Origin of the sequence: Sphingobacterium sp. SRCM116780, assembly GCF_021442025.1 — a bacterium.
In the GTDB taxonomy this organism is placed as follows: Bacteria; Bacteroidota; Bacteroidia; order Sphingobacteriales; family Sphingobacteriaceae; genus Sphingobacterium.
Window position 1 is genome coordinate 529,062 of the sequence record NZ_CP090446.1, and the last position, 12,355, is coordinate 541,416.

At 33.2% G+C, this 12,355-nt stretch carries 12 protein-coding genes; 6 read left to right on the forward strand and 6 right to left on the reverse strand.

Annotation, left to right across the window (positions count from 1 at the left end):
- Positions 1-14: 14 nt before the first annotated feature.
- The gene (locus LZQ00_RS02135; protein ID WP_234511518.1) at positions 15-641 is read right to left on the reverse strand and encodes a hypothetical protein; all 627 of its coding nucleotides are present in this window, start codon (positions 639-641) and stop codon (positions 15-17) included.
- Positions 642-766: 125 nt separating this feature from the next.
- Between LZQ00_RS02135 and LZQ00_RS02140 the strand changes: the two genes are divergently transcribed.
- Both LZQ00_RS02140 and LZQ00_RS02145 read left to right on the forward strand, forming a co-directional pair.
- Entirely contained in the window at positions 767-1,072 is a 306-nt protein-coding gene (locus LZQ00_RS02140; RefSeq protein WP_234511520.1) for a YbaB/EbfC family nucleoid-associated protein, read from the forward strand.
- Between the two features lie 4 nt (positions 1,073-1,076).
- Complete coding sequence (locus LZQ00_RS02145) at positions 1,077-1,760, forward strand: metal-dependent hydrolase (protein ID WP_234511522.1); 684 nt, start codon at positions 1,077-1,079, stop codon at positions 1,758-1,760.
- 43 nt (positions 1,761-1,803) lie between these two features.
- On the opposite strand, the gene LZQ00_RS02150 is transcribed toward LZQ00_RS02145, so the two are convergent.
- The 3 genes from LZQ00_RS02150 to LZQ00_RS02160 all read right to left on the reverse strand — a co-directional run bounded on the left by LZQ00_RS02150 (position 1,804) and on the right by LZQ00_RS02160 (position 5,578).
- Complete coding sequence (locus LZQ00_RS02150; RefSeq protein ID WP_234511524.1) at positions 1,804-2,622, reverse strand: UDP-2,3-diacylglucosamine diphosphatase; 819 nt, start codon at positions 2,620-2,622, stop codon at positions 1,804-1,806.
- Positions 2,623-2,753: 131 nt separating this feature from the next.
- Positions 2,754-3,608 carry an N-acetylglucosamine kinase gene (locus tag LZQ00_RS02155; protein ID WP_234511526.1) on the reverse strand — a complete coding sequence of 285 codons (855 nt, stop codon included), beginning with the start codon at positions 3,606-3,608 and terminating at the stop codon, positions 2,754-2,756.
- Positions 3,609-3,850: 242 nt separating this feature from the next.
- On the reverse strand, positions 3,851-5,578 hold the full coding sequence (locus LZQ00_RS02160; protein WP_234511527.1) for an MFS transporter: 1,728 nt from the start codon (positions 5,576-5,578) through the stop codon (positions 3,851-3,853).
- Between the two features lie 335 nt (positions 5,579-5,913).
- Here LZQ00_RS02160 and rho point away from each other — a divergent pair, with 335 nt between their 5' ends.
- A complete protein-coding gene (gene rho, locus LZQ00_RS02165; RefSeq protein ID WP_234511528.1) occupies positions 5,914-7,404 on the forward strand; it encodes a transcription termination factor Rho in 1,491 nt (496 codons plus the stop codon).
- Between the two features lie 71 nt (positions 7,405-7,475).
- The gene (gene pssA, locus LZQ00_RS02170; RefSeq protein ID WP_234511530.1) at positions 7,476-8,168 is read left to right on the forward strand and encodes a CDP-diacylglycerol--serine O-phosphatidyltransferase; all 693 of its coding nucleotides are present in this window, start codon (positions 7,476-7,478) and stop codon (positions 8,166-8,168) included.
- A 2-nt stretch (positions 8,169-8,170) separates the two neighbouring features.
- On the opposite strand, the gene LZQ00_RS02175 is transcribed toward pssA, so the two are convergent.
- Together LZQ00_RS02175 and folK are read right to left on the reverse strand one after the other, a co-directional pair.
- Entirely contained in the window at positions 8,171-8,518 is a 348-nt protein-coding gene (locus LZQ00_RS02175) for an Hpt domain-containing protein (protein WP_234511532.1), read from the reverse strand.
- Between the two features lies 1 nt (position 8,519).
- Positions 8,520-9,002 (reverse strand): 2-amino-4-hydroxy-6-hydroxymethyldihydropteridine diphosphokinase, encoded by a 483-nt coding sequence (gene folK / locus LZQ00_RS02180; protein WP_234511534.1) that lies wholly within the window; start codon positions 9,000-9,002, stop codon positions 8,520-8,522.
- 113 nt (positions 9,003-9,115) lie between these two features.
- On the opposite strand from folK, the gene sppA reads away from it, so the two are divergent.
- Both sppA and LZQ00_RS02190 read left to right on the forward strand, forming a co-directional pair.
- The gene (gene sppA, locus LZQ00_RS02185; protein WP_234511536.1) at positions 9,116-10,879 is read left to right on the forward strand and encodes a signal peptide peptidase SppA; all 1,764 of its coding nucleotides are present in this window, start codon (positions 9,116-9,118) and stop codon (positions 10,877-10,879) included.
- A gap of 111 nt (positions 10,880-10,990) precedes the next feature.
- Entirely contained in the window at positions 10,991-12,181 is a 1,191-nt protein-coding gene (locus LZQ00_RS02190) for a phosphoglycerate kinase (RefSeq protein WP_317259288.1), read from the forward strand.
- The last annotated feature ends 174 nt before the right edge of the window (positions 12,182-12,355 follow it).

Here is a 12,355-nt window from a genome sequence, read left to right on the forward strand (position 1 = left end):
AAGTCAGCTTTTTTTTATGCGAGTTGAAATTGCATCCAAGTATCTCCTTCTAGGCCATAGAAAAAGTATTTCGGTTGTAATATTTCGGCTAATGTCTCTAACTCTAAACAGTAGTTTTTGCCTGGAGTGTTTCCAAAACCTGCTTTATTTATCAAGAAAACTTGGTTTAATTTTATTGCATTGCTTTCGTTCCACACGGATTCTGATAATAAGGAAGGAACCTGAGCGATTGTTATTTCTTCTTCATTAATGATAATAATCTTGTCGGCTTCTAAAATCTCGTTCGTGGGTATACCTCCTGCAATTTTAATGCATTCTTGTAGATAACTGCTTGTATTTATGATTGCTGGATTTAATCCGTCTAATACAATTACTTTTGGACGATCGTTTGCAGTAATGAATTTTAATTTATGAATGATAATATGTACTTCTTCGTCTAGTACTTCTAAAAGTTCAATAGTTTTTTCTTTTTTATCTAATAATTCGCCTACTTGCTTCGTATAGCTCATCACGTCACTACTGCTCACTAAATCTGTAGGTATGGAATAGATGGTCTCTAAAATTCCATCGGGTAAAAGAGCTTGATCAACTTCATATTGATTCAGAATGGATTCAACTAAAATTTCTTGATTGCTTTGCATCTTGCAAATTTACAAATGATGATTTGATTTGCGAATTAAAATGAAAGGTTATTTTGTCATCTATGATTTGAATTCAAATTTGTAAATTGCACTATATTTAGGATTGTTCATTTAGATTATATATTATGTTTGATAAATTATTCCAGGCGCAACAAAAGGCGCAAGAAATTAAACAACGATTAGATCATATTTCTGTTTTTGGAGAAGCTGAGGGAGGATTGATAAAGGTAATAGCTACTGCTAATAAGGAAATTAAAGAGATTACAATCGACCCGATCTTCTTGAGTAACGCGGATAAAGAAGAGTTGGAAGAACTACTTGTCGTAGCTTTAAATAAGGCAATGACACAGGCTGAAAATGTTAGTCAAGCGGAAATGTCGGCTGCGAGTCAGGACATGCTTGGTGGATTAGGAGGTTTATTTAATCAATAGTTTTATGAAAGCGACATACTACGGTCATTCTTGTATAGAATTTGATTTTGATGGACATAAGGTATTATTTGATCCCTTCATTACTTATAATTCATTGGCAAAAGAAGTGGATATCAAGTCTATTTTACCTGAGTATATTTTCTTGAGCCATGGTCATCAAGATCATGTTGCGGATATGGTTGAAATTCAGAAAAATAGTCAATCCACAGTTGTTGCTATTTTGGAGATGGCTGCATGGGCAAGAAGACAAGGGGTTCCAGATAATAAGGTAATTGAATTCAACCTTGGAGGAACGCTTAAAACAACTTTTGGGACAGTAAAGATTGTGTATGCACAGCATAGTAATAGTACCCCGGATGGGCAATATGGTGGGGCTCCAGTTGGTTTTATTTTAAGAGTAGGGGGTAAGAAGATTTATTTTGCGGGAGATACTGCGCTTACACTGGAAATGAAACTTTTGGCAGACCTTGATTTAGATTGGGCATTTTTACCTATTGGTGGTCATTACACCATGGATGTTGATGATGCTGTGCGTGCTGCTGAATTCATTAATTGTGATAGAATTGTTGGGATTCATTATGATTCTTTTCCGCCTATTCAGATTAATAAAGAGGAAGCTTCAGAAAAATTTTCGAATGTTGGTAAAACACTTTATTTACCTGCCATCGGAGAATCAATCTCGCTATAGTTGAAATCAATAGGGGAATCTATCGCTCTCCCTATTGATTTTTTTATATGGAGACTAATTTTTTTAAATCTTCCAATGTAAATAGCGGTGTCTCTGTGAGTTTATTTTTTATAATGGATTCTTTATAATCTTCGTAATGAAATAATTTCCACTCATCGTTATGGTACTCTAAACTACTCAGATTTTCAATCCAATCACCAGAGTTCATATAAGTAACGGTTCCCTTTCTCGTAATTACTTCTTTAATTTGAGGTTGATGAATATGACCACAGATAACATAATCATAGTTCTTTTCAATCGCAAGTTCGGTTGCGGTTGTCTCAAAGTCGGAAATATATTTAACTGCTTTTTTTACACTGTTTTTTATTTTCTTGGATAAAGAATATTTTTCCTTTCCCATCTTAAGTAAAAACCAATTGATGAAATGATTCAATTGAATGAGTTTATCATAACCCCAACCTCCTAATTTGGCTAGCCATTTTGAGTGTTGAATGGAAGCATCGAAAACATCTCCATGAAATATCCAGGCCTTTTTATTGTTTAGCGATAGTAAGAGTTTGTTGGTTAATTTAATGTTCCCTAATTTTAAATCTGCAAATTTTCGAAGCATTTCATCATGATTGCCTGTGATGTAATAAACTTCTGTTCCATTTGCACTTAAATCGATGATCTTCTTGATAACATGTAAATGTTCTGATGGGAAGTAGCTTTTTTTGAATTGCCAAATATCGATGATATCACCATTCAAAATCAACATTTTGGGAGCTATAGATTCCAAATAGTAGAGTAACTCTTTTGCATGACTGCCATACATTCCAAGATGAATGTCTGATAATACTACGATATCTAGATTGCGTTTCATAACATGTTTTTTCAAAAGACGCATTTTAGTATGATGTCTGTATAAATGCTTTGTTATGAAATCATTAAAAAACAAAGGGTGAAGATATTAATATCTTCACCCTTTGTTTTTTAACTAGAAATGATTCGAAATTATTTTGTAGCTCTATTAATGTGAAATTGAACTAAATCATCAATAGGAGAGCGTAAGATTTTTCCAACTTTCATTCCATATTGTTTTGCTTTATCTTCCAAAACATTTCGGAAGTTATACCCTACAGATCCAATACAGTTGAATGTATAATTTTGATAATTTGGATAATTGCTCACTAAGTTTTTGAAAAATGCTTCGAACGCATCCTCAACAATAGCACGAGTATATTCAATATTTACATTATTGTCATAGACAAATTTGCTAAAGCTTGCGCAAAAACGATTGGCTAATGGTTTTGTGTAAACAGCGTCCATAATTTCATCGGGAGTAATTTTGTAAGTATCATAAAATACTTTACGTACATCCTGAGGCATTAAATCGCGAATATAATCTGTTAATAATTTTTTACCAATATAGCTACCGCTACCTTCATCACCTAAGATGTATGCACAAGAATCAATGTTATAGGTGATATCATGACCATCATAAATACATGAATTTGTTCCTGTTCCTAAAATAGCAGCAAATCCTGATTCTGTACCTAATAAAGCGCGTGCAGCAGCTAGTAGATCGTGACCAACCTCAACCTGAGCTTTTGGGAAAACTTCTTGAATAGCTTTTACAACGATTTCTGCTTTTTCTTCATTATGAACACCAGCTCCATAATAATTAACCTCTTTAATATCATCATAAGGTAAATCATTTGGCAGACCTTTTTTTAAAGAATTAACGATATACTCGCTATCTACAAAGTATGGGTTATATCCTTCAGTATTGAAGTAAATTTTTTTGTTTGAATCGTCCAACAAACACCAGTTTGTTTTTGTTGATCCTCCGTCAGCAATAATGATCATTATTGAGTAGTTTTAATTGAGTTTGCGTTTTTAAATAGGATTTTTTTAATCCGATTTTCGAAAATACATTTTTTTATTTATAATTTATGTATAATCATAACACTAAAATAAAAAAATGTTTAATATAAATTATTCTTTATCTATAAAAAAGGCCTTTAAATTGTATTTAAGGCCATTTTTGTGTTCGCTAAAAAGTTGATTTGTTAGTGTATTTTATACAATTAGTTGCTGATTTAAGGAAATTAATGTGCTCCTTCTGCTTCAACCTCATCGATATTGATTCCTTGTTTTTTCAATACTGTTCGAACAGCAATTGCAAAGAATACAATATATGCAAATCCGATTAAAGGAAGTAAGTAAGAATTGTGGATACCTATAATATCCGCTAACTTACCTTGAATAGGAGGAATGATACCCCCACCTAAAATCATCATAACTAGGAATGCTGATCCTTGTGCTGTATACTTTCCAAGTCCAACAATAGAAAGACTGAATATGGATGACCACATGATAGAACAAGCTAAACCGCCTGTTAGAAAAGAATAAATCGCTACTGTTCCAGATGAAAGGAGACCTATTGTCATCGCTGTTATACCAAATAATCCAAAAATGACTAAAGTTCTAGCTGGTTTTTCTTTACTCAAATAGAATGCTATAATTTGTATAATAATACAGATAACATAATAATATAAGTGTGACATGTCAAATCCAGCCATCGAATTTACACCTATTATAATAGAGAAAGCCAACAAAGGAACAACAATCAATAAGATATTCTTCGTTGATTTTGTTAAGTTGAATGCTGTAATCGCTCCAGCCCAACGTCCAATCATCATACTTCCCCAATACATCGAGACATAAGGAGTGATTTGAGAAGATTGAAGACTACCGAATTCTTTTAGATGAAGTAATTCCCCTAAATTACTTCCAATAGCGACTTCAATACCGACGTATAAGAACAATGCAATCATTCCTAAGACAAGTTGTGGGTATTTCATGGCTCCCCATCCTTCCGCATTTTTTTGTGCTCTTACATTCGCGAATATTAAACCTCCAATGACTACAATCAATGCTCCTGCTAACCAAAGCATTCTTTGTATTTCTAATGGATGTGCCATTTCTTTGATATGAAGTTTTAATTGATCAATACTTACTTGATCAGATAAGGTTTTTAATTGTGCTTGTAATTGTTCTAAATGAATGGCGGCATCACTTTTATAACTTAAAAACACAGGAGTAAACATCGTAAAAAGCAAAATTGTCATGATGACTAATGTATTCAACGCTTTATTTGCTTTTTCCATTGGCTCATTACTAATTCCAGGAGGAACTTTTTTACTAAAGTAAAATAGACTAGCAGCCAATAAAAATAATAGACCTACTCCAATATATAGATATACGACCTTATCTAAAGGTAGATTTGCAATTTCAGAATCTGAAATTTTTTCAAAAGTTCCAAATAAGGCAAAACCAATTACTAATGGACCAATCGTCGTTCCAAATGAATTGATTCCTCCACCAAGATTAACACGTGATGCTCCAGTTTTTGGGTCTCCTAATAAAACGGCAAAGGGATTAGCTGCCGTTTGTTGAAGAGAAAAACCTAAAGCAACGGTGAATAAGCCTAGCAACATACCGATATAAATGTTAACTTCAACAGCAACTATCATGGCTCCGGCACCTAAAGCGGAAAAAAGCAAACCATAAACGATACTTTTTTTGTATCCCCATTTTCCAACTAAATCTTTTCCTGAAAATGTACTGAAAATAAACAATAGTAACGCACCTAAATAATAAGCTGTATAAAATGCAAAATCAATCAGCTGTGATTGAAATTGGTCCAAATGAAAGTAATTTTTACAAAAAGGAATGAATACACTGTTTCCTGCTGCAATAAAGCCCCAAAAGAAAAATACAATGATTAATGTATAAAGGGCTGGATAATTTGTTTTAATGAGTTTATTTTCCATTTAAATCGTTTGCTTTAATTTTTTTTGATTCGCTAACTTAAAAAAAAAATATCATATTCAAATATAATATTGATGTAAATAAGTGCGTTTATATTTTAATAAAACGATTTAATAAAAAATAATTCCATCTAAGCCCAATATTTTTCATGATTAATTTTGAATTGTCAGAATTGTTTTTTTTCTTTGTGCAGGTTCTCATAATTTATTCCGCTTCAGGTGTAAAAGAAATCACTTAGTTCTTAAATCCCTTTGTGTGTTAATCATAATGATTAATGTAGCGAAATAAATAGATTTCACTTTAAAATAAAATCCTAATATATCATAATAAAAATTTAATGGATATTAATGAATTAAATGCAAAACTCGTGTCTGAATTACGCGAAATTGCAAAATTAATAGGTATCGCTGATGCTGATAAGCTGAGAAAGCAAGAACTAATAGAAAAAATTATCAGCACAGGTGACGAATCGGACAATACTTCTCCAGCAAAAGAAGAAAATGCCGATGAATCAGTTGAGCGACCTAGAAAAAGAACAAGAACAGCGAAAACGGCAGAACCAATAAGTGTTCGCAAAAGAGAAAATGACGAAGTAGATTCAGTTAGTCAAGTAGTAACTACCGAGTCTCCAGAAAATATAAAAACAGCTCCAGCAGCAAAAGCATCTCCTTCAACAGCTCCAAAAGTAGAATCAAGTTCATCAAATGCAGATTTTGACAATGTAATTGTTAATGAAGGAGTATTAGAAATTATGCCTGATGGATACGGATTTTTACGTTCTTCAGATTATAATTATTTAACTTCTCCAGATGATATTTATGTTTCTCAGTCACAAATCAAATTGTTTGGTCTGAAAACTGGAGATACTGTTAGAGGTAGTATTCGTCCTCCTAAAGAGGGTGAGAAATATTTTCCATTAGTACGCGTAGAGGCGATCAATGGTCAAAATCCTGCAGAAATACGCGATCGTGTTCCTTTTGATTTCTTAACTCCTTTATTTCCGAATGAGCGTTTGAATTTGGATTTGGGTACAAGTAACTATTCAACACGTATCATGGATTTGTTTACACCTATTGGTAAAGGACAACGTGGTCTTATTGTAGCACAACCTAAAACAGGTAAAACAAATCTGTTAAAAGAAGTTGCTAATGCAATTGCAAAAAATCATCCAGAGGTTTATTTAATTATTTTGTTAATTGATGAACGTCCTGAAGAGGTGACAGACATGGCAAGAAGTGTACGTGCTGAAGTGGTTTCATCTACTTTTGATGAGCCTGCTGAACGTCATGTGAAAATTGCTAATATCGTATTGGAAAAAGCGAAACGTATGGTAGAATGTGGCCATGATGTTGTGATCTTGTTAGACTCCATCACTCGTTTAGCTCGTGCTTATAATACGGTTGCACCTGCTTCAGGTAAAATCTTATCAGGAGGGGTAGATGCAAATGCTTTACATAAACCGAAACGTTTCTTTGGTGCTGCTCGTAATATTGAGCATGGAGGTTCGTTAACTATTCTAGCAACGGCATTGACAGAGACTGGATCTAAAATGGATGAAGTGATCTTCGAAGAGTTTAAAGGTACAGGTAACATGGAGTTACAATTGGATCGTAAATTGGCAAACAAACGTATTTTCCCTGCTATCGATTTGACAGCATCAAGTACGCGTCGTGATGATCTATTAATGGATAAAGAATCTATTCGTCGTCTTTGGGTGTTACGTAATCACTTAGCAGATATGAATTCTAACGAAGCAATGGAATTTTTATTAGCGCAAATGCGTGGCACCAAGTCAAATGAAGAGTTTTTGATCAGTATGAATGGATAATCCCATTTGATTTTAATAATTTAGCCATCATTTATTAAAATGATGGCTTTTTTATTAACAGATAAATAAATATGAAAAAACATATTCCTAACACGATAACCTGCTTAAATCTTTTTAGTGGATGTATTGGAGTCTTATTTGCGCTAAAGGGTGATTATATGACTGCAGCTTATTGTGTATTAGCATCTGGTATCTTTGATTTCTTTGATGGTATGGTTGCGCGACTGTTACATGTTAAGTCAACAATAGGAAAGGAGCTGGATTCATTAGCGGATATGATTAGTTTTGGTTTTTTACCAGGTGTCATTCTTTATACCTTATTGACAAAGGTATTTCCAAATGAACCAATATCCATCGTCGCTTATTTAGGTTTTGTCGTTACTGTTTTTTCAGCCTTAAGATTGGCAAAATTCAATTTGGATGAGCGGCAGACTACAGATTTTATAGGCTTAAATACACCTATGAATACATTTTATGTCTTGTCGTTACCTTTTATTGCGCAAAAGTATCCTCAGATAATATTGAATCCTTATTTTTTGTTAATCAGTATCGCGTTGACAAGTTACCTGTTGATCAGTGAAATTAAGTTGTTTTCGATGAAGTTGTCATCTCTGTCTTGGTCTGAAAATAAATTTAAATTTATTTTTGTCATTTTAGCTATTACACTTTTTGCTATTTTTCAATTTGTCGCTTTGCCATTAATACTACTCATCTATATTCTTCTTTCTATTGTGCATTTTAACTATACAAAAGAAAAAGGTTAAAATTATAGTGATTTTTCGTAATGTTCAAGTTCAGTGTATAGCTCTTCGAATTGAGGTTTTAACGAAAGAAATTCAATTTGAATGCTATTAATGTCATTCATTTCCTTGGCAAGAAGTTCTATTTTTTGGAGGTGATCTCTCAAATGTGAGGCACCAATATATTCCATTGTCGGTTTAATATGGTGTGCGGCATCACCTATTCCTTTATAATCTTGTTGCAAAACAGCTTTTTCTAATTTTTCAAAATCTAAAGGAGTTTGAGTACAATATAGACCAACGAATTGTTTGATCATATCTGAATTACTAAACATATTTTGTTCAATAATCGCGGATTTAATGTGTTTATACATATTATTTATAAATGTGTACGTCTAATGTATCTTGGCATAATGCTAAGAGCTCTTCGTTGCTCTTTTTTAAAATAGGATGTATATAGCCTGGTGCAATTTCAGCAAGAGGAATCAAGGTAAATTTTCGATCTTGAAGATAAGGATGAGGTATTTGAAGGGTCGGTAGATGGATGATTTCAGTTCCATAATATAAAATATCAATATCGATTACGCGAGCACCCCATTTTTCATGTCTAATTCTTCCAAGTTTATTTTCTATTGTTTGGCAGACTTCAAATACTTCAATAGGACTAAGGCTTGTTTCAATTTCAATTACTTGATTTAAAAAGCTGGGCTGATCTTCCCTACCCCAAGCAGCTGTTTCCACTATGGTGGAAGCATTTGTTACTTTTCCAATCAAATTTTCAATCAATTCTTGCGCCTGATTTAATTGCAATATGCGATGACCAAGATTCGCTCCTAATAAAATGTAGCTACTTTTCACCTTATAAATATAGAATTTTAGTTAAATAAAATAAAAGAATTAAAAAATATTTGTAACATTTGTGGTGAATTGAAGACTAATAGGTTAATTTTAAATTTTAGAAAATTTATTTTATGAAATCATTTTTTAAATATGTGCTTGCTACTGTAACTGGGATCGTGATATCAGCAGTGGTATTATTTATAATAACGTTAGGCATTATTGGAGCAATTGTGAGTTCAGCGTCTTCGGAAAAAGAAACTGTAGTGAATGATAATTCCATTTTGTATGTTTCTTTTGATCATTCGATTTCAGAAAGAACCGTAGAAAATCCTTTTGGATCATTAGATATCCCTGGATATAATATAAAGAATTTGGGTCTGGATGATATTATCGCTCGTATCAAAAATGCAAAGTCAGACAGTAAAATCAAGGGTATTTACATGAATTTAAGTACGGTATCTACTGGTTTTGCAAGTTTAAAAGAGATTAGGGATGTTTTGTTAGATTTTAAGACTTCAGGTAAATTTATCGTTTCTTATAATGAAAACTATACACAAAAGGCTTATTATTTAGCAAGTGTTGCTGATAAAATATATGTCAATCCAGAAGGTGCTATTGATTTTAAAGGATTGGCTAGCTCGACGATGTTTATGAAAGACGCCTTTGATAAATTTGGTGTTGACATGCAAGTTGTTAAAGTTGGAACCTTTAAAAGTGCTGTTGAACCATTTTTCTTAAATGAAATGAGTCCAGCGAATCGTTTACAAGTAACTTCTTATTTAGGCAGTATCTATGATACATTTATTCAAGAGATTTCAACTTCAAGAAAAATAACTCCAGATTCATTGAAAAACATAGCCAGCAATTATTTGGTTAGAAATTCTGATGATGCTGTGAAATATAAATTGGCAGATGCTAAATTATATAAAGATGAACTTATTGCAGAGTTAAAGAAAAGAGTAGGTGTAGACGCCAAAGATGATTTGTCCGTTGTCTCCTTGTTAGATTATAAATCAAAAGCTAACGATACGAGTGGAGATGCTAATGTAGCAGTATTATATGCCGAGGGAGAAATTGTAGGAGGAGAGGGAGAAACTGGTGAGATTGGGTCTGAAAAGATTTCCAGAGAACTTCGTAAACTACGTGAGGACGATGATGTGAAAGCAGTTGTTTTTCGTGTTAACTCACCTGGAGGTTCTGCTTTAGCTTCCGATGTGATTTGGAGAGAAGTTGAATTAACAAAGAAGGTTAAACCAGTTATTGTTTCGATGGGAGATTATGCCGCTTCAGGTGGGTATTATATTTCTGCTGCAGCGGATTCGATTTTTGCAGAAAATAACACCATTACAGGATCAATTGGTGTTTTTGGTGTGATTCCAAATTTTAAAAATCTATTGAATAATAAAATAGGTGTACATTTTGACGGCGTTAAAACAGGTAAATTTTCTGATTTAGGAATGGTTCCAGATAGACCTTTAACTGCAGAAGAAAGAGATATTATACAGATGGAAGTCAATCATGTGTATCAGACATTTATGAAAAGAGTATCAGATGGTCGAAAAATCACAATTGCTCAAGTTGATACAATTGGTCAAGGACGTGTCTGGACAGGAAAACAAGCTTTAGAAATTGGATTGGTTGATCGTATTGGTGGAATTGAGGATGCGATTAAATCAGCTGCTAAAAAAGCAAAATTAGATAAATATGCAATTAAGCAATACCCAGCTAAAGAAGATCCATTTACCTCTTTCTTATCTTCTTCTAAAGAAAAGGTGCAAGTGTGGATGGCGAAGGAACAAATGGGAGAGTTTTATAATTATTTTAATATTATTAAAAATGTTTCAACCCAATCAGGTATCCAGGCTAAACTGCCTTATACGATTGAAATACATTAATTAATGTAAATTAATTAAAAAAAGCCTTTTATTATTCGGATAATAAAAGGCTTTTTTTATATTTATCTGTCCATACTAATAGATAAATAATACTTCACATAAATAATAGAGATGAAAACAGTAGATGATTTAAACTTCGCAGGCAAAAAAGCGTTGATACGTGTTGATTTTAATGTGCCCTTAGATGATAATTTTAATATTACAGATGATAATAGAATTCAAGGAGCTGCTCCAACGATAAAAAAAATATTAAAAGATGGTGGTTCTGTTATTTTAATGTCACACTTAGGAAGACCAAAAGATGGACCAACAGATAAATATTCACTTAAACATATTGTAGCACACTTATCGCAAGTTTTAGGAGTAGATGTTCAATTTGCAAATGATTGTATTGGCGAAGAGGCTATTGAAAAAGCAGGAAACTTGCAGGCAGGTCAAGTCTTGCTATTAGAAAATCTTCGGTTTTATAAAGAGGAAGAAAAAGGAGATGTTTCATTTGCTGAAAAATTATCCAAATTAGGGAATGTATACGTGAATGATGCCTTTGGAACGGCACATCGTGCGCATGCTTCAACTGCTGTTATTGCTCAATTTTTCTCTGGAGCTAAATATTTTGGATATTTAATGGCCGCAGAGATTGGAAATGCCGAAAAAGTGCTGAATAATGCTGAACGTCCATTTACAGCAATTATGGGTGGGGCTAAGGTTTCGGATAAATTGGAGTTAATTGAAGCACTATTGGATCGCGTTGATAATTTGATTATTGGAGGAGGTATGGCTTATACTTTCGTAAAAGCTCGCGGAGGTGAGATCGGAAAATCTTTAGTTGAATTAGATAAATTAGATTTAGCAACTGAATTGGTGAAAAAAGCAGCTGCTAAAGGAGTTAATTTAGTATTGCCTACTGATGCGCAAATTGCGGATGCATTTTCAAATGATGCAAATGTGTATGATGGTCCGAATGATCAAATTCCTGCAGATTTACAAGGCTTAGATATTGGAAAAATATCTGGGGAGGCATTTGCAGCTATTATCAGGTCTTCGAAAACAGTTCTTTGGAATGGTCCAATGGGCGTTTTTGAATTTGATACCTTTGCGACTGGTACTAGAGCTGTTGCAGATGCTGTTGTTGAAGCGACTAAAAATGGTGCATTTTCATTAATCGGTGGAGGAGATTCTGCTGCAGCTGTTTCTAAATTTGGTATGACAAAACAAGTCAGTTATGTATCTACTGGTGGAGGAGCTTTATTAGAGTATATGGAAGGTAAAGTTTTACCTGGTGTAAAAGCAATCCAAGATTAATAACCAGCATCTAGATAGTGAACATATAAGGAGGCCTAAAAAGTCCCCTTATACAATAAATATAGAGAGAAAAACCTTATATAAACGTGAGGTATAAACGCTCTGAGAATCGCAAATTTGAGACAAGAAGTCTATCGTTCTTCAAATATTGCAAAGAAAAGGGCTTGTACAAAC